Origin of the sequence: Nitratireductor sp. L15S-10 (assembly GCF_045011005.1) — a bacterium.
Classification (GTDB): Bacteria; Pseudomonadota; Alphaproteobacteria; order Rhizobiales; family Rhizobiaceae; genus Nitratireductor.
This window is the reverse complement of sequence record NZ_CP120674.1, coordinates 2,359,687-2,380,680: the sequence shown is the minus strand read 5'-3', so window position 1 is coordinate 2,380,680 and position 20,994 is coordinate 2,359,687. Positions and strand designations below refer to the sequence as shown.

Genomic DNA, 20,994 nt, shown 5'->3' with positions numbered 1-20,994 from the left:
CTTCTTTTTTGTCTTCAGAGATTTATCGGGGTAATGCCATGAAAGGACTGGCCGGGGCGTCCAGTGTGCGAATGGGCTTGTTGCTGGCCTTCTTCGTCGCGTTGTGGACGGTTTATGCCAGCCTGACCCAGCTCAATCTCGATGGCTTTGGCGACATGCTGGAGAACTATTCCTGGGGCATCGCCTGGGAGCTGGGATATTACAAGCACCCACCGCTGTTTGCCTGGATCACGGCGGCATGGTTTGCCGTGTTTCCCAATGTCGACTGGGCCTACTATCTCCTGTCGGCGGTCAATGGCGCAGCGCTCATGTTTGCAAGTTGGCGGATCGCCACGCGGTTTCTCGATCCATGGCGCGCGTTTCTGGCCACGGCACTTTTCTTCTTTCTGCCGCCGGTTACATTTCTCGCGATCAAGTACAACGCCAACTCGGCCATGCTTCCCTTCTGGGCCGCGACCGTGTGGTTCTACCTGCGCTTTCTGGAAAAGCAACGCTTCGCAGACGCCGTGATTTTGGGCGTCTTGGCTGCCGCTTCCATGCTGATCAAGTACTTTTCGGCCGCACTTCTGGGTGCCATCTGCCTTCATGTGCTGTTTGATCGCGAGGCGCGGACGCTGTTGTTGAAGCCCGGTGTCTGGGTGGCGAGCCTTGTTTTCCTGGCGCTGATGACACCGCATCTTCTGTGGCTGGCCGGGAACGATTTTCTGCCGTTGACCTATGTCTCTGAACAGGGGGATGGCTCACCCTGGATCGGTCTCACCTCCGCCCCGCGTTTCCTCGCGGCCCTATTGGCCTATCTGCTTCCAGCCGTTCTTGTCTTGTTGATTGCCATCCGGCGCAACGGGCGCGGTCCCTGGTTTGAGGCTGGACCATTCCTTGGGTTGCGCAGCACGCTGGCCGGGCGCGCGCTCTTGTGGGCCGGCTTCGGGTCCCTCGCGCTTACACTTCTGCTTGGTATCGTATTCACCGTGCAATTCAGTTCGGTGTGGGCGCTGCCGCTGTACTTCTCGGCGCCCACCTTTCTGCTGTTGATCGTCAAGGCTGGACGTCTGGAGGTGCAGAAGCCCGCCATTCCTGCGATCGTGATGATTTATGGCGCCTGTCTTCTCGCCTTGACGCCGATAATCTATGCCGAGGAAGCGAAAAACACCTCGCACTACAACAATGTGCCGGTTCGCACTCTCGCAGGTCAGATTGAGAGTGCGTGGTATGCGCGGTACGACACGCCGCTCACCTATGTGGCCGGCGACAAGATACTGGCCAGCGGAATGACCTTCTATACGGCCTCTCGCCCCTATTCCATGCAGGCGAACTCCTATGCGCTAACGCCCTGGATCACCCCAGAGAGTGTCGCTCAGAAAGGAATGCTGATTGCCTGCTTCGAAGGCCAGAAAGGGTGTCTGAACAAGGCGGTCGAGCTGTCGAGTGGCGGGCGCGATACGCAGGATGTGACGGTGTCCGGATTCGGCGGAGAGAGAAGCTGGACGGTGCGGATATTCTTCGTCCCACCGGCCGGAAGCGATCTTTGAGCCGTTTTTCCCAAAATGTCTCGGTTTGCCGGAATTCGAGCTAAAACCCGCCCGTTTCGTCTGAAAGTGAATCAAATTACCCGATTTTCGATCGACCAGCGGGCGGCGAAAAAATTGAGGATCGCGCCGACGACAATGCCGATGAGTTTGGCCGCGAACAGGCCCGTAAACGGTGGCAGGAGATAAACGGCGAGTGTCGACGATCCAAGTGAGATGATGCTGCCGCTGATGGCGAATTTCGCAAAAGCCCTGTGAAGGTTGAATCGTTCAGCACGCTCGAATGTCCAGCGCGAATTGACCGCGAAGGAAAAGATCACGGCAACGGCCCAGCCGAGAAAATTGGCGGCAAGTGCCGGAAGTCCGAGAGCGACAAGGGCGGTGAAACTCGCAAGATCGATCGCCGTGTTCAAAAGGCCGACAATGGCGAAACGGCCGAACTTCGTGGAGACCGGGTGGTCATCTCGCTCGATCATCGCCGCTCGCGCCTCAGGGACAGGCCCGCTCCGGCAAGGCGCAATGGGAAGGCGTCCGAGGCGAGTGCATCCCGTTCCTCGTTGCGGGCGTCGGTGAACACGTCACGGTCGCGAAGGATCTCATCGACCGTGCCGGGATGACACATGACAACGGCGCCATCAGGTGCCCGGTCGATGAAGAGGTCGAGCGCGCGAGCAAAAGCACCGGCTCTGCGCCAGTCGTAAAAGCCGCAGAGCGGTCCCTCGACGTTAAAACCATGGCGCCGCATCTCGGCGTCGAAGTCGCGTGCAAGCAGGCGCGCCACAACGATTTTGCCCCTCACCAGAGCGGGGGCCGCGCGCAGTGTCGGTGCACCACGCAACCATGGGCGCTTGTCACTCGGAACATCGGCAAACTGCCTGATCAACCACTGCCGCACGGGCGGAAGGAAATGGACATGCTGATGGCCGTCGATGAAATCGGGGTCGCGCCCGAATGCCTCACGAAAGCGTGCGAGCTGAGCATCGGCTTCGGACATGATGGCGTCCGCTTCAGTTTTTGCAAGAAGCCGCTTGAGGTCCGGCATGGTCCGGCCCGTGGAGAGGGCAGGGAAATCTGTGAGGGTGAGATGCATGCCGACCGCGAACGGACCACCGATCGTGGCAAGGGCGCTGGCCTCGCTCGGCCAGTCGTCGAAGAGGGTCATGCAGCCGGTGCCGCTCAGGCGTTCGCCTTCCAGTAGCGCACGTATGGTGTCGCTGACGCCCGGCGAAAAGCCGTAGTCATCCGCGATCAGCCAGATCGAGCGGGCGCCGGGCTCAGCCATGGGTTGCCTTGCGCGGCTTGCGCTCTTTCGTGGCCGAGGGTGCAGAGGTCTCGGAGCCCGTGATGGACTTCACGATGTAATTCGGCCTGTTCTTCGCCTCACTCAACGCGGACCAGACATACTCGCCCACAAGGCCCGTCAGAGCCAGGTTGAGACCGCCCAGAACCAGTACCGCCACGATCAGACTGGGATAGCCGGGAACGGAGACACCGGTGAACAGAACCTCCAGAAGGATCTTGATGCCGTAGAGAAAGCCGAGCACCGCAACACCGGTGCCGAACAGCGAGACCATGCGCAAGGGCACAACGGAGAACGAGGTGAACCCTTCCAGAGAAAAGGCGATCAAACGACGCCGCGACCACTTGCTTTCGCCACCTTGCCGTTCGGCCGGTTTGTAGAGGATGCGTTCCTGCTTGAAGCCGGTCCAGGCGTAAAGCCCCTTGTTGAAGCGGCGCTGATCACGCAACTGGCGCAGTGCCGCGGCAAAGCGGCTCGTCATGACACGGAAATCGCCGGCATTGGCCGGGATCTCGTAACGCTGACCCATATTGATCAGCCAGTAGAAACCATTGGCAAGGTATCGCCCCAGCGTGCGGCTCTCGGCACGGTCTGCGCGAACTGCATAGACCATGTCGAGGTCTGGATCGGCAGTGATGCGACCGATCATGTCGAGAGCGACGTCCACCGTATGCTGTAGGTCGGCATCCATGAGGAGGACGTAATCTCCCTCGGAATGATCAAGGCCGGCAAGGATGGCCGTTTCCTTGCCGAAATTGCGCGCAAGCGTGATGAGCGACCAGCGGCCGGTCATGTGCTCGCCATAGAGCGCGCCCCCTTCATCCGTGCTTCCGTCATCGATAAAGATGAAATGCGTGTCGAGGTCGAAGCGCTGCTTGACCTGTACGGCAAGCTCGCCTGCCAGGGCGCTGAACCCGGCAACGCTCTCCCGTTCGTTGAGGAAAGGAACCAGAATGTCGAGCCGCTGGGCCACGCGCGCAATCTCCATCAAACGATGTTCTGCCAACAGAAAGTTGAAAATGCCTATTCGTTAAGTCGCCTTGCCGCAAGGCTTCTGATAGGAAGACGCGAAATCATATGTACCGACAGAGGCGTGTCCATGCATACCACTTTGGCGCAATCGAAAGAACCGATCGATATGACGGACACAGAGGCGGATGAGGCGCAAGACACACCACCGTTCATGTACGGCATGCCGTCTTCGGTGGAGTTCAACAAGCTGCGCAAGCGTCTGTTGCGCCAGACACGTCAGGCGATCGAAGATTTCGCCATGGTGAAACCCGGTGAGCGCTGGCTGGTAGCACTTTCAGGAGGAAAGGATTCCTACGGTCTTCTGGCGGTGCTGATGGATCTTCAATGGCGTGGCCTTCTGCCGGTTGAGCTTCTCGCCTGCAATCTGGATCAGGGACAGCCGAATTTTCCAAAACACATTCTGCCGGAGTATCTCGACAGTATCGGTGTCGCACACCGGATCGAATACCAGGACACCTATTCGGTGGTGACGGAGAAACTTCCCGAATCAAGCACTTATTGCTCGCTTTGTTCACGGCTTCGGCGTGGGCATCTCTACCGGATTGCGCGGGAGGAGGGCTGCTCTTCACTCGTGCTTGGCCATCACCGCGAGGACATTCTCGAAACCTTTTTCATGAACCTGTTTCATGGCGGACGTCTTGCGGCGATGCCGCCCAAGCTTTTGAACGACGAGGGTGACGTGATGGTGCTTCGCCCGCTCAGCTATTGCGCGGAAACGGATCTGGCGAAATTCGCCGAAGCGATGAAGTTTCCCATCATTCCCTGCGACCTTTGCGGCAGTCAGGACGGCCTTCAGCGCAACGCCATGAAGGCGATGTTGACGGATATCGAAAATCGCATGCCCGGTCGCAAGGACACGATGATCCGGGCGCTGACCAATGCACGCCCGTCTCACCTGCTCGATCGGAAACTGTTCGACTTCGCGGGGCTTACACGGGCGGGTTGACCGCGTGGAACATGCGGCCCCGTTCGCCGATGAGAACAAGGACGATGGCCACCGCACCGGTGAGAAAATAACCGGCGGCCAGAGGCACGGTGGAACCATCGAAGGACTGGCCGACCAGAGCGCCGATCAGACCTCCACCAAGCGTGGTGAGGAACCCCTGCGTCGCTGCCGCTGTGCCGGCCACATGGCCCAGAGGTTCCATGGCGATAGAATTGAAGTTCGCACCGACCCAGCCAAACTGAAACATGGCGACAGAGAACAACACGAAGAATAGTGCAAACGGCATATAGCCGACCATGGCAAGCACCAGCCAGAGGAAGCTGACGAGCGTGAACCCGACAAGCGCCGTATGGGAGAGGCGGCGCATGCCGATCCGCCCTACCAGCCGCGAATTGGTGAAGGACGAAACAGCCATGAGGCCGGCGCCGATGGCGAACAGGATCGGAAACCAGTCGGCCAGGTTGAATGTGTCGGTATAGATCTGCTGTGCTGAACTGATGAACCCGAAAAGCGCGCCGAAGATGCTGGTCGTCGCGAGCGTGTAGCAAAGAGCGATTCGGTTGGTCAGGACGTAGGCGAACCCCTTTGTCACTGACGAGAAGGTTAGCTCGCGCCGGTTCTCCGGAGCGAGTGTCTCTGGAAGCCGGAGCGCGGCCCATGTGCCGAAGATGACGGCCAGAACAGCCATGGCGAGAAAGATCTCGGACCAGTCGCCAAAGATCATGATGATCTGTCCGATGCTCGGAGCGATGACCGGAATAACCATGAAGACCATCATGACCATGGAAAGGACTTCAGCCATCTGGCGGCCGCCGAAGACGTCGCGAATTGCGGAGACGGCGATGACACGCGTCGTGGCTGCCCCGATGCCCTGGAGGAAGCGCAGAACGAGAATGAAAGCGAAACTGGGTGAAATCGCCGCGATCAACGCTGCGGACACATAGAGGACGAGACCGAAGAACAATGGCGCGCGGCGACCGAAGCGGTCGGAGAGCGGACCGAAAACGAGCTGGCCGCCGCCAAGACCGGCGATATAGGCGGTCACGATGTACTGGCGAGCATTCTCGTCATCCACGCCAAGTTCGGCGCCGATCTGCTGAAGGGCCGGCAGCATGATGTCGATGGCAAGCGCATTGAGCGACATGAGCGCTGCGGCAAGTGCAATGAATTCCGCCCGGCCCAGAGATTTCCGCGGTTGCAGGGCTTCATTTGAAACGGACTTGTTCATATCACTCTCCAATGATCAACAGGCATGCGCAATCAACCCTGCTGGCGGCTCAAACAGGCCACGATTATGCAGGCAGACGCCGTGATCCCATCCGCAGCGAGAAAACGCGCTCCGGGCCACAACAAGCGCCGGCAATGAAACGGGAAACCAGTCACCGACGCGAAAAAATGCGCTGGCGAACGCCAACGCATCTGAAAAAACAAGCGCCCGACGGGGGCGCTAATCCGGTATTGAAATCAGGCGGCGCCTTTGGCTGCCACACCCTTTTCATTCAGGAAAGCCTGCAGCTCGCCTGCCTGGAACATTTCCCGGATGATGTCGCAACCGCCCACGAATTCGCCCTTCACGTAGAGTTGCGGAATGGTGGGCCAGTTGGAGTAGTCCTTGATGCCCTGACGCAGTTCGTCGGAGGTCAGAACGTTGACGCCCTTATAGTCGACGTCGAGGTAGTCGAGGATCTGAACCACCTGGCCTGAAAAGCCGCACTGCGGAAAGCCGGGTGTACCCTTCATGAAAAGCACAACGTCGCTGCTTTTGACTTCATTATCGATGAATTCGTTGATGCCGGTCATCGCAAATCCTCATCTGACCGGGGTAAAGGCCCGGCGTTTCACTTGTAAACCGTTATGTATTGCACCATCCATTGTGGTGCAACGCCAGCGGATAAAAACTTTTTTCTCGCTCAATCCGGGGCACTGGTTTGCAAGGCGAGTGCATGAAGAGCTCCGCCCATATTGCCCTTCAGGGCATTGTAGACCATCTGATGCTGCTGCACGCGGGACTTGCCTCTGAAGCTCTCCGCCACCACTTCCGCTGCGTAGTGGTCCCCGTCTCCTGCCAAATCGCGGATCGTGACCTGAGCGTCAGGGATGCCTTCCTTGATCAGGCGTTCAATGTCGGCGGCGTTCATGGCCATGGATGCAGTGCCTCCTGAAATGTTCTCAATCGAGATATGGCGTCTGGCGCCGACAAGGTCAATCGAGCGGGACGAATTGCCAGGACTGGGCCACAGATTTGCAGAAGGGGGCTGCGGCAAGTTCCGTTGAAGCGTCCACCCGATCAGACGCATGAGGATGCGCCGCCGAACGGGCGGTTTTTCAAAGGAACAGACATGACAGTAGCGAGCAAGGAACAGGTCGTAAGAGATGTCATCGACGCATATGTGGATGCCATGAACCGCGGTGACATCGAGCGTTTGAGACAGATCTTCGCCCCTGACTGCGAAATTCAGGGTGTAACCGGAACGGGGGCCTTCGAGTTTGCCGCCTCCATCTGGCGGCAGCTTCATGGGTCACTCAACATGAAACTGGTGATTGAGGATTGCGTGGTGGAGAAGGACCGGGCTGCCGTCCGTTTTCGCGAAACGGGACGCTGGACCGCGCCGTTCCTCGATTTCGACGCCCCTACGGGCAACAGCTATGAACTGGTGGCCATGGAATGGTTCGAGATCGGGAACAATCAGGTCCAGAAGCGCTGGGGTGCGCGCGACGCGGCTGCGCAAGCGCGTCAGCTGGGGTTTCCCGTTGCGGCGGGGCCTGTAAAATCCAAGGAAGGGGCTGCCTGATCAAGGGCTTTCTCCGGTTCGGAAAACTGGCGGCGCATCGCGCGGAGACGAAGCGTCGCCACCTTGCGAAAGGCTTCAATGTGGCGAACATGCCGGTTTCGTTCATGGCACAACATCCAGATCGGCGCAGCGACATTGCAGGCGGATACAGGCAGAGGCACGAGGGTCTCGTCCCGGGCCGCCAGCCAGACCGGCAGAGGCGCGGCTGCAAGCCCGGCCCTGACCAGCGCAATCAGGGCTTCCGGACTGTCGCAGCGATAGGCAGGCGGGTGTGAGGAAAGCAGCTCGGAAAGGCGTTGCAGGGGGAGAATACGGGCGAGTGCTCCTTCCCCGACAGCCAGTGGGCAGGCGATGAGCGCTTCGGGCGAAGCCGGGATGCCATGGGTCTTCACGAAATCGCGGCTTGCATAAAGTGTCCAGTGGCTGATCCCTACACGTGACCGGATGATCTCCGGGTTCTGGGGCAATGTGCCAAGACGCAAGGCCAGGTCGGCTTCCCCGTGAACGAGGTCGGAGGCATTGTTGCTGGTATCGATCTCGACCGTCATCTCAGACACCTCGTGCCTGTAGTGCGCCAGAAGGTCTGGCAGGAGATGGGCGGCAAGCAGTGAGGTGGTTGAAACCCTCAAAACCTGACGCGAATGACGGGCATGGGCGCTGGCGAGATCGGAAAGCCGGGAGGCTCTCTCTTCGATCCGCTCGGCGAGAGGCAGAAGGTCCATTGCCAGTTTCGTAGGCCGAAAACCTTCCGGCATTCGCTCGAACAACGGGGTGGAGAGGGCGTGCTCCAGAGCATCAAGCCGGCGTGCGACCGTGGTCTGGCTGACGCCCAGCGATCGGGCGGCGGCAGCGGTGGACCCGGCACGTATCACAGCCAGGAGATACTTCAGATCGTTCCAGTCGTACATCGGCGCGCCTCCGGCCGAACTTTGCCTGAATCTAGCAGGAGCGGAGACGCGCTGACAGACTCTTGTCAGGCCCCGTCCATGAAGTGTGGGAACCAGGCCTCGTGCGCCTCTTTCAGGGTTGTGACCGCGACAGGTGACGCTTCACCCAGCGTGAGCGCATCGCCACCGGTCCTGCCGATGACCACGGCCGCAACGCCCGCCGTTCTGGCGGCTGACAGGACCTCGTCGACGTTTGCGGTCGTCGCGACATACCGACCCTGATCCTCGCCGAAAAAGGCGGCAATCGGATTTTCGGGCGTTTCGATGGTGGCGCCGATGCCAGAGGCGATGGCCATCTCTGCCAGCGCAACGGCAAGACCACCATCCGAACAGTCGTGGGTGGCGGTCAACGCGCCGGAACGGATGAGGCCGCGCACGAGATCGCCGGTACGCTTCTCGTGGACGAGGTCGACCGGGGGAGGCGGGCCTTCGGCACGACCATGAATATCACGCAGATAGACCGACTGGCCAAGATGCGAGCCCCAGCCTTCCGGCGCGCCGATGAGAACGATCGCTTCGCCTTTCGCGGAGAAGGCGGCGCGGCTTGCCTTTTGCCAGTCCGGGATAAGGCCGACGCCCGCAATGGTCGGGGTCGGTGGGATCGCCTCGCCGAGTGTTTCGTTGTAGAGCGAGACATTGCCCGACACGATCGGGAAGCCAAGCGCGGTGCAGGCCTCGCCGATGCCCTTGATGGCGTGGACGAGCTGGCCCATGATCTCCGGCTTTTCGGGATTGCCGAAATTGAGATTGTCGGTGGAGGCGAGCGGTTCGGCACCGGTGGCGGTGATGTTGCGCCAGCACTCGGCCACGGCCTGCTTGCCGCCTTCGTAAGGGTCGGCCTCGCAATAGCGCGGTGTGACATCAGACGAGAAGGCGAGGGCCTTTTTCTCCTGTCCGTCCACGCGGACAACGCCGGCATCCCCACCGGGGAGGTGCAGCGAATTGCCCTGAATGAGCGTGTCATACTGTTCCCACACCCAGCGCCGGGAGGAGAGATCGGGCGAATTGAGAAGCTTGAGCAGGCTTTCTGCGATGTCGGCTACCGGCACCGGCCCTGCGAGCGGTGCTTTCGGCTTCGGCTCGACCCACGGGCGGTCATATTCGGGTGCCTCGTCGCCAAGCTCCTTGATGGGGAGATTGGCCACTTCCTCGCCCTGATGCATGATGCGGAAACGCAGATCATCGGTCGTCTTGCCGACAATGGCGAAATCCAGCCCCCATTTGCGGAAGATGGCCTCGGCCTCGTCGCGTTTTTCGGGCTGGAGCACCATGAGCATGCGCTCCTGGCTTTCCGAGAGCATCATTTCGTAGGCGCTCATGCGTTCTTCGCGCACGGGAACCCTGTCGAGGTCGAGCTCGATGCCGAGATCGCCTTTCGCACCCATCTCCACGGCCGAGCAGGTTAGCCCCGCTGCGCCCATGTCCTGAATGGCGATGACGGCGCCGGTGGCCATTAGTTCGAGGCAGGCTTCGAGCAGGCATTTTTCGGTGAAAGGATCGCCGACCTGAACGGTGGGCCGTTTTTCGTCGATGCCCTCATCGAACTCGGCAGAGGCCATCGTCGCCCCGCCGACGCCATCACGTCCTGTCTTGGCGCCGAGATAGACGACGGGCAGGCCAACACCTTCAGCCTTCGAGTAGAAGATCGCGTTGGTTTCGGCGATTCCGGCTGCAAAGGCATTGACCAGAATGTTGCCATTGTAGCGGGCATCGAAATTGACCTCGCCACCGACCGTGGGAACGCCGAAGGAATTGCCGTAGCCGCCAATGCCCGAAACCACACCGGCCACAAGATGCTTCGTCTTGGGATGATCGGGTGCACCGAAGCGCAGCGCATTCATGGCCGCGACCGGGCGCGCGCCCATGGTGAAGACATCGCGCAGAATGCCGCCGACGCCGGTGGCCGCGCCCTGATAGGGCTCGATATAGGAGGGGTGGTTGTGGCTCTCCATCTTGAAGACCACGCACTGGCCGTCTCCGATATCGACCACGCCGGCATTTTCGCCAGGGCCCTGAATGACCTGCGGGCCCGAAGTGGGGAGCGTGCGCAGCCATTTTTTCGAGCTCTTGTAGGAACAGTGTTCGTTCCACATGGCGGAGAAAATGCCGAGCTCCGTGAAGCTCGGTTCACGACCGATCAGATCGAGGATGCGCTGATACTCGTCGGGCTTCAAGCCGTGGGCGGCGATGAGATCTTCGGTGATGGGGATGTGATTGGGAATGGTCATGTGGTCGGCATGGTCCCTGCAAAGGGTTGCTTTAGCTGTCTGAGGCTATCTGGGGCCTGCGTTACAGTATTGTGCCGGGATAATCCACTTCCCTTTGCCGGTTTTCATCAACCGTAATTGTCAAACCCGCTGATCGGATTGTCGAGAAGGCTTCTGAGCTTCCTCAGCCCCCTTGTCACGGTCTCCCGGCTCTCGGGTACGGTGAAGGCAATGCGGACACGGTGCAGGGGGCTGCCGGCCCGCCCCACCTTGAACTCGTCTTCGTCATCAACCAGGACATCCTCCTCCATTGCCGCCTGTTTGAAGGTGCTCGACAGCCATGGCTCGGGCAGTCTCAGCCACACAAATGGCGCATCCGGATGAGAAGTGAAGTCCTTTCCTGCAAAGACGGAGGCGGCAATTGCCTCTCGGGCCGCAATCTCCGCACGCACGCGGGCGTGAATGCTTCGGGCTTCTCCCGAAAGCACGAGCTGGGCTGCGAGTTCGGCAAGCAGAAAAGGTATGCCGCCGGTGATCATTTTGTGCGCAGTAAGCACACGCGAGACATAGGGCAGGGGGCTGGCGATCCAGCCGCCGCGCACGCCCGCAGCAATGGACTTGGACAGGCTCCCCACATGAAACGTGCGCTCCGGCGCCAGGGAAGCGAAAAGAGGCGGCGACTTGTCGAGAAGCGCGCCGTAAATATTGTCCTCGATCAGCCAGACATTGTGCGTCCTGGCGATATCCACAATGGCCTGCCGGCGCGCTTCGGGCATGATCGACAGTGTTGGATTGTGTAGCGAAGGAACCAGAAACACCAGACGGGGGTGTTGCTGGGCGCAAACCCGCTCGAAATCCTCTGGCACCATGCCCTCCTCGTCGATGGCGACCGAAAGCAGACGGCGGCCTATCACCGTGGCGCTGCGGGCGACATGCGAATAGGTGTATTCCTCGAAGGCGATCCGGTCACCCGGCACGGTCATGGCTGCAATGGTTGCCAGAATGCCGGCATGTCCGCCGAGCGTGGGGACAATGGTTTCCGGCTGCGGGTTCCAATCGCCGCGCGCAAGCCACTGGCTGCCGGCTTCAAGCCAGCGCGTGGGGAGTGTACGCGTGTAGCTGGCCACATCCGCCGGATAATCGCGGGCGATCCGTTCTGCAATCCTCGTCAGGACCTCAGCCTGGCCAACATTGGGCGCGGCAGTGGAATCCATGCGGGTCTTCCCCGGCTCTGGCAGTGGGCTGCGTGTTCCGCCGAATGGCTGTGCCTGCACGCCATCCGGACGGACGGTGCGTATGCGCTCAAGCACATAGGTGCCGCGACCGACCTCTCCTGAAACCAGCCCGCGCTGGCGAACCAGAGAATAGGCCCGGCTTACCGTGCCAATCGTAACGCCAACGTCATAAGCAAGATTGCGCTGTGGCGGCAGCTTGGTTCCGGGCGTGAGCGTACCATTCTCGATATCGCGTTCGATCTGGTCTGCGAGACGCACATAAAGCGGGCCGGATCCGCGCTGAAGGTTTGGGAGCCAATTTGTCATGGTGACAATTATCTATATTGCACCCATATTGGAGTCAATGCATAGGTTCAATCGCTCCATTCCAGTAGAAGGAGTGATGCAATGGATGCAATCAAAACAATTGATCAGGGATGCAGGTCGGAGGCGCCGGAGCCAGCGAAGAAGTCATTCAGACCTGGTCTGCGCTCCGCTGTAGCACGGATTGAAGCCCTGTTTGACAAGCGCCGCAGCAGGCTGGCTCTGCTCGACCTCACGGACGAACAATTGCGCGATATAGGTGTCTCGCGAGAAGAGGCCCGTCGGGAAGGTCTCCGGTCGTTCTGGGAATGATCAGGCTGGTTTCGACATCGCCATAACGATGGGCGCAGTCAATCCATTGGCTCAGGCTCTTGCCCAGAGCATTTCGCAGCCGGGAGTTTGTGAGGTTTGGGCGCGCTGGCCTGCTTCTATACGGAGGCGTTGGCGCGAGAGGGCTTTCCGCTTGCGATAAGGCGGTCCGCCAGCATTGCAATACGCCCAAGGAAGGCAAAAGTGACCAGAATGGCGGCTAGATAAAAGAGCACACTGGGCCATCCATTCAACCGTGCATCCAGAAAGTAATAGGGTACTTCCCCCGCGATCGGAGCGCGAACCAGGACATAGGTGACATAGAGAAGCGGATAGGCGAGCCAAAGGGGGAGGTGGCGCCAGGAAAGGCTGCCATCCGTACCGGCCACCAGCCACCAGATGAGATAGAGCACCGGCGCGACGTAGTGAAGCGCGACATCGCACACAAGGAAAAGGCCCTCTGGCTGCCAGATCCCGGACAGAAGCTGCCAATAGACGATACCGACCAGAAGGATCGATACCGCGACTCCGGCGCGAACCCAGGCCTGCGTGAAGAAGCGCGGTACGCCCGACAAGGCAGCCAGGTGGACGAGAACCACCAGAACATTTGTCAGAATGGTGAAATACGAAAAGTAGTGGAAGACCGACCCGACGAGACTGCGCCCTGCTTCCATGGAAGCAGGGATGGTCAGAGCGAATTGCACGACAAGCGCAAGCAAGCCGACTACGAAGCCGGCGATGTTCAGGATTTTCGTCATGCGGGTTCCCCTGGGCCGTTTGCGAGCGCTTGCATTAGTATGAGAATCTAAATTTAAAGTTTAAGTCTAAAGCATCAGCGCGAGAATCCACAGGGGTTCCTTACAAATCGCTGGCTGGACGCAAGCGCGACCAGAGCACCTGCATCGTCCAATACGGTCACCGTAGCGAGCCCATCGTCAAACTGCAAACGTCATCAAAACGGCGTTCGAAACTCAATTGCGTGGTTTTCCTGGCTCAGCAACCGGTTGTTCCGCCCGACCAGCGCATGATATCGGCGTTGATCCGGGCGCCGGTCTGCGTCGACGCCAGCGGTCCATAGGTCGAAATTGTCGTCGGGGATCCGGAAGCTTCAATGACCAGCAAGGGCAGCCCCTGCTGGTTCTTGCTGCGCATGATCAACAGCCGCGGTCGCCCCACCCGGGTATCCAGCTCCGGAATCATGTGGAGATTACGGAAGCGACGATCCCCGGAGCGCATCCAGCATTTTGCGCCATTGCTGTTGATCTTCTGAAGAGCGGCTACGGGAGTGGAGGCATCGACCTCGAGATTGAGTGCGCCACCCATAGGTTCGGTCTGGCATGCCGACAGAAGAAGCAGCGCTGTCATCAGTGCCGCACAGGTGGCACGACGTACCGGGTTTTGCGGATCTGAACCGGAATGTCCGGCGCGACCCATCAGGCGGCCTTTCCAAGGACGCTGGCGAAGAGCGCGCGGCCGTCATCGCCACCATGGGCGGCTTCGATCAGGTTTTCGGGGTGAGGCATCATGCCAAGCACATTGCCGCTGTCGCTGACAATGCCGGCAATGTCGTTCACCGAGCCGTTGGGATTGGTGCCCTCGGCGTAACGGAAGGCAACCTGGCCTTCGTCCTCGATCCGCTTCAGCGTCTCGGCGTCCGCGAAATAGTTTCCATCGTGGTGGGCGACCGGGCAGCGGATGATCTGGCCCTGCTGATAACCTCGCGTGAAGGGCGTGCTGGCGTTGGTGACTTCGAGCTTCACCTCGCGGCACACGAACTTCAACGAGGCGTTGCGCATCAGTGCGCCGGGCAGGAGGCCCATTTCGACGAGAACCTGAAAACCATTGCACACACCCATGACGAGCACGCCCTTGCGGGCCTTCTCGGCCACGGCCTGCATGACCGGCATGCGGGCGGCGATTGCGCCACAGCGCAGATAGTCGCCATAGGAGAAGCCGCCCGGAATGACCACGAGGTCGACATCTGGAAGCTCGGTCTCCGTCTGCCAGACGGTGATCGGCGCCTTTCCGGAAATCTTGGTAAGCGCGGCGATCATGTCGCGATCGCGATTGAGGCCGGGAAGCTGGATGATGGCTGATTTCATGGGGTCTGATCGCTTGGGCTGGGATCGTATGGTTTCTGCGGGCCTTCGGGCATTTCACGGAGTTCGAGGCGGCGTTCTATGCTGTCGTCATGGCGTTCGAGCATACCGTGGATATTGCGGGTGTCCTGCTGGATCGCAATCATATGCCCCTGGATGGAGACCAGCTCCTGACGGATCTCCGATTGAACGGCTTCGAATTTGTCCAGGCGACTATGCGTGCTCTTGAGAGCCTCATAAAGCAGCGCATTGGTGACGTCGCCCATGACGGTCTTTCTTCACAACCTCAGGTAACTGAGACAGTGTAGTCCTCAATCACGGTGTTCGCCAGAAGCTTTTCGCACATGGCGCTGAGGTCGCTCTCGGCCTTGGCCTTGTCGGAACCCTCAAGCTCCAGATCAAAGACCTTGCCCTGGCGCACCGAGCCGACACCGGGGAAACCAAGCGCATCGAGTGCGCCTTCAATGGCTTTTCCCTGGGGGTCCAGAACGCCGTTCTTCAACGTCACGGTGACGCGGGCCTTGATCACTTTGATACTCCCTGAATTTCCTGCCACGCCTAATGGCGTGTCTTGTTGTCTTTGGAGGATACGAGGACAGGGCCGTTGCCGCGCGGCGGCTCGTTCTCGTTCATGATGCCGAGACGACGGGCCACTTCCTGATAGGCTTCCACGAGCCCGCCCATATCGCGACGGAAACGGTCCTTGTCCATCTTGTCCTGCGTGGTGGTGTCCCACAGGCGACAGGAATCGGGAGAGATTTCGTCGGCCACGATGACGCGCATCATCTCGTTTTCCCACAGACGCCCGCATTCCATCTTGAAGTCGACGAGCTGGATGCCGACTCCGAGGAAAAGGCCAGTGAGGAAATCATTGACGCGAATGGCGAGCGCCATCATGTCGTCGATTTCCTGAGGACTTGCCCAGCCGAACGCGGTGATGTGCTCTTCAGAGACCATTGGATCGTCCAGCGCATCGGCCTTGTAGTAGAACTCGATGATCGAACGGGGCAGAACGGTGCCTTCTTCGATGCCCAGCCGCTTGGCGAGCGAGCCGGCAGCGACATTGCGCACAACGATCTCGAGCGGAATGATCTCCACTTCCTTGATCAGCTGCTCACGCATGTTGAGCCGGCGAATGAAGTGAGTCGGGATGCCGATCCGGTTCAGATGCTCGAAAATATACTCCGAGATCCGGTTGTTGAGCACGCCCTTGCCATCGACAATCTCGTGCTTCTTCTTGTTGAAGGCTGTGGCGTCGTCCTTGAAGAACTGGATCAAGGTGCCGGGCTCGGGGCCTTCATAAAGAATTTTGGCCTTGCCCTCATAAATGCGGCGACGACGGTTCATGGCTTTTCCTGGTCCGTTGCCTAGACAGGGAAACTTCGCGCGGAAGTTCCGCAATGCGGCAGTTTCATGGATGCATCGTTTCACGCGGTCTCTAGCGCAAACCCACTCATACCACAATTGCCATTTGTGATAGCCAACGAGTTTGTGCCCCACCGGCAAAGAACGGATGCGCCAAACGAGCGTATTGACCCGGGACGGGGCTTCTGGTTTCTGCTTCCCAATCAGATGTTTCCGCATCGCCAGACGATGCCCGAGCCGGAGGATTTGCGAAATGGCCAATATGAAAGACCGTGAAGACGCGTTCGAGAACAAGTTCGTTCACGACGAGACCCAGAAATTCAAGGCCATGGCGCGCCGCAACAAGTTGCTCGGCCTGTGGGCGGCCGATCTCCTGGGCAAAAGCGGTGACGATGCCGAAGCGTACGCACGCGAAGTCGTGAATGCCGATTTCGAGGAAGCCGGCGATGACGACGTGTTCCGCAAGGTGCGCAAGGATTTCGATGCGGCAGGCGTTCAGCAGTCGGATCACCAGATTCGCCGCACGATGGACGAATTGCTCGCCACGGCGATCGAGCAGGTCAAGAACAGCGAGTAGGCCCGTGTCAACACCGTCACTGGCCGCCCGGCTTGAAGCAGGCGAGAGCGTTTTCTCCGCCTGGTCTTCCATTCCCGATTCGCAGACTGTCGAGCTCCTTGCTGGCCTCGACTTCGGTGCCGTCACGCTCGATATGCAGCATGGCGGGCATCATGAAGACAGCGTGCTGCGCGGAATTGGCGCCATCCGGCTGAATGACAGACATCCTCTGGTGCGTATCCCGGTAGGGCGTTTCGACATGGCAAGCCGTGCGCTCGACATGGGCGCGGAGGCGGTGATCGCGCCGATGGTAAACTCGGTCGACGATGCTCGTGCATTCGCAGCGGCGATGAAATATCCGCCCGTCGGGCTCCGATCCTGGGGGCCTAGTTTCGCAATGCCCCGTGAAGGCGCGTCTGACGGTCAGGCCTGGCTTGAGACGGCCAATGCGGGCACGGTCGCCTTCGCCATGATCGAGACCCGGCAAGCGCTTGCCGCGCTTGACGACATTCTTGAAGTGGAGGGTATTGACGGTGTTCTGGTTGGCCCGTCGGATTTCTCCATCGCCTGGACGAACGGCAGGACGGTTGATCCGGCTCTTGAAGAGATGATGCCCGCGATTGCGTCCATTGCTCAAAAGGCCCGGGCTCTCGGTAAACACGCAGCCATTTACGTGGTCGATCCGCGCCTTGTCGGGCGTTTCTACGCCATGGGTTTCAGATTGTTCGCCATGGGATCGGAAGCGGCGTATATGGCTCAGGGCGCGCCGGCCATGCTTCAGGCCGCCCGCGATTCCGTTCAAAACTGAAGGCGTTCAGAGCTGCTGCAGGAATTTGGCGAAGGTCATGGAGCCTTCCGGCCACGGGCCAAATCCCGATTCGGCGTTGATATGGCCGGATTCCCCTGCATCCAGAAAAAGCGACCCCCACGCCGCGGCAATATCCTCTGCGACGTCAAACGCGCAGAAATGGTCGTTTCGGCTGGCGATGGTGATGGACGGGAAGGGTAGCGGGTCGCGCGGATAGGGGCCGAACGTCATCAGGTGTTTCGGCCTGATCCTGCTGTTGGCCACGTCCGGCGGTGCTACAAAGAACGCGCCGGCGACGGGTTTTGTAAATTCAGGAATTGCCTGCACGGCGGTGGCGACACCCAGCGAATGTGCGACCAGAACAACCGGCTTCTCCGCTTCATTGACGGCTTTTGCGACTTTGGCGACCCAGTCTTCGCGCACTGGTTTCGACCAGGCTTCCTGTTCGACACGTCGCGCCGTGGACAGGCGGGATTGCCACCGCGTCTGCCAGTGATCGGGTCCCGAATTGGTGTAACCGGGGATGATGAGGATGTCTGCATCGGAAGCTTTCATGGCCGGCCATGTAGCCATCGTAACGGTTGCATGCAAGCGTTCGCCAATTGGAAGCACGATTTTGAATTGTCTCGAACGATAATTCATAATTGGTGTTGAAATTGTGAACGAAGTGTTCTCCCGACACATGCTTGTGCGCCCGGGTATGACACGCCAGTTTCAGGGAAACGCGAGGTGGCCCGCCGAAACGGCCGGCTGCCGCATTATTGGAGATATAGCCATGGACGGGTTTCCCTTCGCTGCAACCACCCCGGTGAGCATCGGTCGCGTGGGCCTGAGAGCACGCGATGCGCGGGCATTGGCCGCATTCTATGCCGATATCCTGGGCTTTCAGGAAATGGAAAGCAACGATGGCGCGATTGCGCTGGGGGCGGGTGGTCGCACGCTGCTGGAGATCGCCGAGGACCGCTTTGCCGAACCGGACAACCCGCGTGAGGCCGGGCTCTTTCACACGGCATTCCTGCTACCCGACCGCACCGATCTGGCGCGCTGGGCGCTTTTTGCGCGTGACCGGAACATGCAGATCGAAGGGGCTTCAGACCATCTGGTGAGCGAAGCCCTCTATCTTTCGGACCCTGAAGGCAACGGTATCGAGATTTATGCCGACCGCGACCCCGAAAGCTGGACAAAAAACGAAGACGGCATTGCAATGGCAACGGAACGGCTCGATTTTTCCAGCCTGCTGTCCACGCTGCCCGCGGGGGATGAAGGCTGGCAGGGCGCGCCGGAGAACACCGTCATCGGCCATGTGCATCTGCGCGTGGGCGACCCGAAGACGGCGGAGGCCTGGTGGCACGAGGCACAGGGCTTTGAGACGATGACCCGCTACGGATCGCAGGCCGTGTTTCTGGCAACAGGTGGCTACCACCACCATATCGGCGCGAACAGCTGGCGCAGCGCCGGGGCAGGAAAACGCAATCCCCACCGCGCAGGACTTTCCTGGCTGGAACTGAAGAGCAGGACTGCGACGGCGGGCATGGAGTTTGCGGATCCCTGGGGCACGGTGATCCGCGTTTCACCGGCGAGCTGATCGAGCTCCCAGCGTCCCACACAGTAAAGCGCCGGCGTATCGGGTGACGCGCCGGCGTTCTTGCGTTCAGGGCGGAAAGATCAGCTTTCGCCGAAAACCCGCTCGAAGATCGTGTTCACATGTTTGGTGTGGTAGCCGAGGTCGAATTTCTCGCGGATGTCTTCTTCCGAGAGTGCGGCGCGAACGTCCTTGTCGCCCAGAAGTTCCTCAAGGAAATCGGCGCCTTCTTCCCAGACTTTCATGGCGTTGCGCTGCACCAGCCGATAGGCATCCTCGCGCGACACACCTGCCTGGGTGAGCGCCAGAAGCACACGCTGCGAATGGACAAGGCCACGGAACTTGTTGAGGTTTTTCTCCATCGCTTCGGGATAGACCACCAGCTTTTCCATCATGCCGGTGAGACGCATCAGCGCGAAATCGAGCGTGACGGTGGCGTCCGGGCCGATCATGCGCTCCACCGAGGAGTGCGAGATGTCGCGCTCGTGCCAGAGTGCCACGTTTTCCATGGCGGGCATGGCATAGGCGCGCACCATGCGGGCAAGACCGGTCAGGTTTTCCGAGAGCACAGGGTTGCGCTTGTGCGGCATGGCTGACGAGCCCTTCTGGCCCGGCGAGAAATACTCCTCCGCTTCCAGCACCTCGGTGCGCTGCAGATGCCGGACCTCGACCGAAAGACGCTCGATCGAAGAGGCAATCACCGCGAGGGTGGCAAAATACATGGCGTGACGGTCGCGCGGGATAACCTGTGTGGAGACGGGCTCCGGCTTCAGGCCCATTTTCTCTGCCACATGTGCCTCGACGCTCGGGTCGATGTTGGCGAAAGTGCCGACGGCGCCGGAAATGGCGCAGGTGGCAATCTCCTCACGCGCATTGACGAGGCGGGTGCGGCAACGCTCGAACTCGGCATAGGCCTGCGCCAGTTTGACGCCGAATGTGGTCGGCTCGGCATGGATGCCGTGGCTGCGGCCGATGGTAACGGTATCCTTGTGTTCGAAGGCGCGTTTCTTCAAAGCCGCGAGCAATTTGTCGAGATCGTCGAGCAGGATGTCGGTGGCGCGCACGAGCTGGACGCTAAGACAGGTGTCGAGCACGTCGGAAGAGGTCATGCCCTGATGCACGAAGCGGGCCTCGGGCCCGACAATCTCCGCCAGATGTGTCAGGAAGGCGATGACGTCGTGCTTCGTCTCGCGCTCGATCTCGTCGATCCGGTCGATGTCGAATGTGGCGTTGCCGGCCTTGTCCCAGATGGTCCTGGCAGCCTCTTTCGGGACAATGCCGAGTTCAGCCATCGCGTCTGCGGCATGGGCCTCGATTTCGAACCAGATGCGGAACTTGGTCTCGGGCGACCAGATGGCGGCCATTTCCGGCCGCGAATAGCGCGGGATCATGCGTGCCTTGCCTTCCATGAAAGTGGGGTCGGCGCCTGACTAGCAGAGCTGCGCGATTTCCTCAACGCGGCTTGGCGGCATAGAGGTAGGAGAGGGCAAAAAGTGCAGCCAATCCCCAGGGAAAATAGACGCGAAGCCCTATGACGGCAAATTGATAGACAGCACCCGCAGTGGTGAAAACGAAATGAAGTATCCACCGGATCGAAAAGGGATCACCGTGCCACTGAGCGTAATAGGCACGATACTGCAACGCGTACAGCGCTGCTGTGATGCAGATGGTGGCGGCCGCGAAGGAGACAAACGCGGCAGCGAAGCGAGTTTCCGGTTCGGATCTGCGTGCAAGAAGCGCCTGAAAAGTGTGGCCGAGAGGAAAAGCGAGAGCCGCACCAAGCGCAAAGATGAAGGTCAGCGCCGTCACTTGCGGCAATGTCTGCCATCCGCGTGACCACAGGAACACGAGCATGTTGACGCCCATGAGCACGCCCCAGACGAGTGCGCCCTTCAATGCCAGTATCGGCGACGGCAGCGCCTGCCGGAGTCTGACCAGACACCGCCTCACGGAGAAACCAGGCTTTCGTCGCCGCCGAACATCAGCG

Annotated in this window: 25 protein-coding genes; 7 read left to right on the top strand and 18 right to left on the bottom strand. The window is 59.9% G+C overall.

Annotated features, from left to right (window positions below):
• The first annotated feature begins 38 nt into the window (after nt 1-38).
• On the top strand, nt 39-1,529 hold the full coding sequence (locus tag P2W41_RS11405) for a glycosyltransferase family 39 protein (protein ID WP_292895137.1): 1,491 nt from the start codon (nt 39-41) through the stop codon (nt 1,527-1,529).
• A 71-nt stretch (nt 1,530-1,600) separates the two neighbouring features.
• Here the strand turns inward: P2W41_RS11405 and P2W41_RS11400 are convergent, their stop codons facing one another.
• From P2W41_RS11400 to P2W41_RS11390, 3 genes are read right to left on the bottom strand one after another with little or no spacing between them, the layout of a single operon-like run.
• Nucleotides 1,601-2,002: a GtrA family protein gene (locus P2W41_RS11400; RefSeq protein ID WP_292895140.1), complete on the bottom strand. Its 402-nt coding sequence runs from the start codon at nt 2,000-2,002 to the stop codon at nt 1,601-1,603.
• Nucleotides 1,999-2,808, bottom strand: a complete 810-nt coding sequence (locus tag P2W41_RS11395; RefSeq protein WP_404933201.1) for a ChbG/HpnK family deacetylase — start codon at nt 2,806-2,808, stop codon at nt 1,999-2,001. Before P2W41_RS11395 ends, P2W41_RS11400 begins: the two co-directional genes overlap by 4 nt.
• Nucleotides 2,801-3,814: a glycosyltransferase family 2 protein gene (locus P2W41_RS11390; RefSeq protein WP_404933200.1), complete on the bottom strand. Its 1,014-nt coding sequence runs from the start codon at nt 3,812-3,814 to the stop codon at nt 2,801-2,803. Before P2W41_RS11390 ends, P2W41_RS11395 begins: the two co-directional genes overlap by 8 nt.
• Nucleotides 3,815-3,964: 150 nt before the next feature.
• Here P2W41_RS11390 and ttcA point away from each other — a divergent pair, with 150 nt between their 5' ends.
• Nucleotides 3,965-4,804, top strand: a complete 840-nt coding sequence (gene ttcA, locus P2W41_RS11385; RefSeq protein ID WP_292895148.1) for a tRNA 2-thiocytidine(32) synthetase TtcA — start codon at nt 3,965-3,967, stop codon at nt 4,802-4,804.
• Here ttcA and P2W41_RS11380 read toward each other — a convergent pair.
• The 3 genes from P2W41_RS11380 to P2W41_RS11370 form a co-directional block, all read right to left on the bottom strand.
• Complete coding sequence (locus P2W41_RS11380) at nt 4,788-6,032, bottom strand: multidrug effflux MFS transporter (protein ID WP_292895151.1); 1,245 nt, start codon at nt 6,030-6,032, stop codon at nt 4,788-4,790. The genes ttcA and P2W41_RS11380 overlap by 17 nt on opposite strands.
• 236 nt (nt 6,033-6,268) lie before the next feature.
• Nucleotides 6,269-6,604, bottom strand: coding sequence for a Grx4 family monothiol glutaredoxin (grxD, locus tag P2W41_RS11375; RefSeq protein ID WP_229447083.1), 336 nt, complete (start codon nt 6,602-6,604; stop codon nt 6,269-6,271).
• A 110-nt stretch (nt 6,605-6,714) separates the two neighbouring features.
• A complete protein-coding gene (locus P2W41_RS11370; protein ID WP_025031168.1) occupies nt 6,715-6,948 on the bottom strand; it encodes a BolA family protein in 234 nt (77 codons plus the stop codon).
• 195 nt (nt 6,949-7,143) lie between these two features.
• Here P2W41_RS11370 and P2W41_RS11365 point away from each other — a divergent pair, with 195 nt between their 5' ends.
• Nucleotides 7,144-7,596, top strand: a complete 453-nt coding sequence (locus P2W41_RS11365) for an ester cyclase (RefSeq protein ID WP_404933199.1) — start codon at nt 7,144-7,146, stop codon at nt 7,594-7,596.
• Here the strand turns inward: P2W41_RS11365 and P2W41_RS11360 are convergent.
• The 3 genes from P2W41_RS11360 to P2W41_RS11350 form a co-directional block, all read right to left on the bottom strand.
• Complete coding sequence (locus P2W41_RS11360; protein WP_404933198.1) at nt 7,539-8,504, bottom strand: LysR family transcriptional regulator; 966 nt, start codon at nt 8,502-8,504, stop codon at nt 7,539-7,541. The genes P2W41_RS11365 and P2W41_RS11360 overlap by 58 nt on opposite strands.
• A gap of 65 nt (nt 8,505-8,569) precedes the next feature.
• Nucleotides 8,570-10,771, bottom strand: coding sequence for a phosphoribosylformylglycinamidine synthase subunit PurL (purL, locus tag P2W41_RS11355; RefSeq protein WP_404933197.1), 2,202 nt, complete (start codon nt 10,769-10,771; stop codon nt 8,570-8,572).
• 107 nt (nt 10,772-10,878) lie between these two features.
• Nucleotides 10,879-12,291 (bottom strand): PLP-dependent aminotransferase family protein, encoded by a 1,413-nt coding sequence (locus tag P2W41_RS11350; protein WP_404933196.1) that lies wholly within the window; start codon nt 12,289-12,291, stop codon nt 10,879-10,881.
• Nucleotides 12,292-12,372: 81 nt separating this feature from the next.
• On the opposite strand from P2W41_RS11350, the gene P2W41_RS11345 reads away from it, so the two are divergent.
• The gene (locus P2W41_RS11345) at nt 12,373-12,600 is read left to right on the top strand and encodes a DUF1127 domain-containing protein (protein WP_404933195.1); all 228 of its coding nucleotides are present in this window, start codon (nt 12,373-12,375) and stop codon (nt 12,598-12,600) included.
• Between the two features lie 116 nt (nt 12,601-12,716).
• Here the strand turns inward: P2W41_RS11345 and P2W41_RS11340 are convergent, their stop codons facing one another.
• The 6 genes from P2W41_RS11340 to purC form a co-directional block, all read right to left on the bottom strand.
• Nucleotides 12,717-13,355 carry a Pr6Pr family membrane protein gene (locus P2W41_RS11340; protein WP_404933194.1) on the bottom strand — a complete coding sequence of 213 codons (639 nt, stop codon included), beginning with the start codon at nt 13,353-13,355 and terminating at the stop codon, nt 12,717-12,719.
• Nucleotides 13,356-13,590: 235 nt separating this feature from the next.
• Nucleotides 13,591-13,920: a hypothetical protein gene (locus tag P2W41_RS11335; protein WP_404933193.1), complete on the bottom strand. Its 330-nt coding sequence runs from the start codon at nt 13,918-13,920 to the stop codon at nt 13,591-13,593.
• Nucleotides 13,921-14,030: 110 nt separating this feature from the next.
• Nucleotides 14,031-14,699 carry a phosphoribosylformylglycinamidine synthase subunit PurQ gene (purQ, locus tag P2W41_RS11330; protein ID WP_292895179.1) on the bottom strand — a complete coding sequence of 223 codons (669 nt, stop codon included), beginning with the start codon at nt 14,697-14,699 and terminating at the stop codon, nt 14,031-14,033.
• Nucleotides 14,696-14,962, bottom strand: coding sequence for a hypothetical protein (locus P2W41_RS11325; protein WP_404933192.1), 267 nt, complete (start codon nt 14,960-14,962; stop codon nt 14,696-14,698). The genes purQ and P2W41_RS11325 overlap by 4 nt, the downstream gene beginning before the upstream one ends.
• A gap of 20 nt (nt 14,963-14,982) precedes the next feature.
• A complete protein-coding gene (gene purS / locus P2W41_RS11320; RefSeq protein ID WP_292895185.1) occupies nt 14,983-15,225 on the bottom strand; it encodes a phosphoribosylformylglycinamidine synthase subunit PurS in 243 nt (80 codons plus the stop codon).
• A gap of 29 nt (nt 15,226-15,254) precedes the next feature.
• Complete coding sequence (purC, locus tag P2W41_RS11315) at nt 15,255-16,043, bottom strand: phosphoribosylaminoimidazolesuccinocarboxamide synthase (protein ID WP_223020479.1); 789 nt, start codon at nt 16,041-16,043, stop codon at nt 15,255-15,257.
• 271 nt (nt 16,044-16,314) lie between these two features.
• On the opposite strand from purC, the gene P2W41_RS11310 reads away from it, so the two are divergent.
• Together P2W41_RS11310 and P2W41_RS11305 are read left to right on the top strand one after the other, a co-directional pair.
• On the top strand, nt 16,315-16,638 hold the full coding sequence (locus tag P2W41_RS11310; RefSeq protein WP_292895191.1) for a DUF1476 domain-containing protein: 324 nt from the start codon (nt 16,315-16,317) through the stop codon (nt 16,636-16,638).
• A gap of 4 nt (nt 16,639-16,642) precedes the next feature.
• Complete coding sequence (locus tag P2W41_RS11305; protein WP_292895194.1) at nt 16,643-17,425, top strand: HpcH/HpaI aldolase/citrate lyase family protein; 783 nt, start codon at nt 16,643-16,645, stop codon at nt 17,423-17,425.
• Between the two features lie 6 nt (nt 17,426-17,431).
• On the opposite strand, the gene P2W41_RS11300 is transcribed toward P2W41_RS11305, so the two are convergent.
• Nucleotides 17,432-17,980, bottom strand: a complete 549-nt coding sequence (locus tag P2W41_RS11300) for an RBBP9/YdeN family alpha/beta hydrolase (RefSeq protein ID WP_404934973.1) — start codon at nt 17,978-17,980, stop codon at nt 17,432-17,434.
• 220 nt (nt 17,981-18,200) lie between these two features.
• On the opposite strand from P2W41_RS11300, the gene P2W41_RS11295 reads away from it, so the two are divergent.
• Nucleotides 18,201-19,010 carry a VOC family protein gene (locus tag P2W41_RS11295; protein ID WP_404933191.1) on the top strand — a complete coding sequence of 270 codons (810 nt, stop codon included), beginning with the start codon at nt 18,201-18,203 and terminating at the stop codon, nt 19,008-19,010.
• Between the two features lie 80 nt (nt 19,011-19,090).
• Here P2W41_RS11295 and purB read toward each other — a convergent pair whose 3' ends face one another.
• The gene (purB, locus tag P2W41_RS11290) at nt 19,091-20,398 is read right to left on the bottom strand and encodes an adenylosuccinate lyase (protein WP_292900131.1); all 1,308 of its coding nucleotides are present in this window, start codon (nt 20,396-20,398) and stop codon (nt 19,091-19,093) included.
• A gap of 61 nt (nt 20,399-20,459) precedes the next feature.
• Entirely contained in the window at nt 20,460-20,957 is a 498-nt protein-coding gene (locus P2W41_RS11285; RefSeq protein WP_292895200.1) for a hypothetical protein, read from the bottom strand.
• Nucleotides 20,958-20,994 lie beyond the last annotated feature (37 nt).

What these genes read in the sequence shown, in the direction of transcription:
- P2W41_RS11405 (WP_292895137.1), top strand. Translation starts at nt 39, where the DNA reads ATGAAAGGACTGGCCGGGGCGTCCAGTGTGCGAATGGGCTTGTTGCTG.
- P2W41_RS11400 (WP_292895140.1), bottom strand. Translation starts at nt 2,002, where the DNA reads ATGATCGAGCGAGATGACCACCCGGTCTCCACGAAGTTCGGCCGTTTC.
- P2W41_RS11395 (WP_404933201.1), bottom strand. Translation starts at nt 2,808, where the DNA reads ATGGCTGAGCCCGGCGCCCGCTCGATCTGGCTGATCGCGGATGACTAC.
- P2W41_RS11390 (WP_404933200.1), bottom strand. Translation starts at nt 3,814, where the DNA reads ATGGAGATTGCGCGCGTGGCCCAGCGGCTCGACATTCTGGTTCCTTTC.
- ttcA (WP_292895148.1), top strand. Translation starts at nt 3,965, where the DNA reads ATGACGGACACAGAGGCGGATGAGGCGCAAGACACACCACCGTTCATG.
- P2W41_RS11380 (WP_292895151.1), bottom strand. Translation starts at nt 6,032, where the DNA reads ATGAACAAGTCCGTTTCAAATGAAGCCCTGCAACCGCGGAAATCTCTG.
- grxD (WP_229447083.1), bottom strand. Translation starts at nt 6,604, where the DNA reads ATGACCGGCATCAACGAATTCATCGATAATGAAGTCAAAAGCAGCGAC.
- P2W41_RS11370 (WP_025031168.1), bottom strand. Translation starts at nt 6,948, where the DNA reads ATGGCCATGAACGCCGCCGACATTGAACGCCTGATCAAGGAAGGCATC.
- P2W41_RS11365 (WP_404933199.1), top strand. Translation starts at nt 7,144, where the DNA reads ATGACAGTAGCGAGCAAGGAACAGGTCGTAAGAGATGTCATCGACGCA.
- P2W41_RS11360 (WP_404933198.1), bottom strand. Translation starts at nt 8,504, where the DNA reads ATGTACGACTGGAACGATCTGAAGTATCTCCTGGCTGTGATACGTGCC.
- purL (WP_404933197.1), bottom strand. Translation starts at nt 10,771, where the DNA reads ATGACCATTCCCAATCACATCCCCATCACCGAAGATCTCATCGCCGCC.
- P2W41_RS11350 (WP_404933196.1), bottom strand. Translation starts at nt 12,291, where the DNA reads ATGACAAATTGGCTCCCAAACCTTCAGCGCGGATCCGGCCCGCTTTAT.
- P2W41_RS11345 (WP_404933195.1), top strand. Translation starts at nt 12,373, where the DNA reads ATGGATGCAATCAAAACAATTGATCAGGGATGCAGGTCGGAGGCGCCG.
- P2W41_RS11340 (WP_404933194.1), bottom strand. Translation starts at nt 13,355, where the DNA reads ATGACGAAAATCCTGAACATCGCCGGCTTCGTAGTCGGCTTGCTTGCG.
- P2W41_RS11335 (WP_404933193.1), bottom strand. Translation starts at nt 13,920, where the DNA reads ATGGGTGGCGCACTCAATCTCGAGGTCGATGCCTCCACTCCCGTAGCC.
- purQ (WP_292895179.1), bottom strand. Translation starts at nt 14,699, where the DNA reads ATGAAATCAGCCATCATCCAGCTTCCCGGCCTCAATCGCGATCGCGAC.
- P2W41_RS11325 (WP_404933192.1), bottom strand. Translation starts at nt 14,962, where the DNA reads ATGGGCGACGTCACCAATGCGCTGCTTTATGAGGCTCTCAAGAGCACG.
- purC (WP_223020479.1), bottom strand. Translation starts at nt 16,043, where the DNA reads ATGAACCGTCGTCGCCGCATTTATGAGGGCAAGGCCAAAATTCTTTAT.
- P2W41_RS11310 (WP_292895191.1), top strand. Translation starts at nt 16,315, where the DNA reads ATGGCCAATATGAAAGACCGTGAAGACGCGTTCGAGAACAAGTTCGTT.
- P2W41_RS11300 (WP_404934973.1), bottom strand. Translation starts at nt 17,980, where the DNA reads ATGAAAGCTTCCGATGCAGACATCCTCATCATCCCCGGTTACACCAAT.
- P2W41_RS11295 (WP_404933191.1), top strand. Translation starts at nt 18,201, where the DNA reads ATGGACGGGTTTCCCTTCGCTGCAACCACCCCGGTGAGCATCGGTCGC.
- purB (WP_292900131.1), bottom strand. Translation starts at nt 20,398, where the DNA reads ATGATCCCGCGCTATTCGCGGCCGGAAATGGCCGCCATCTGGTCGCCC.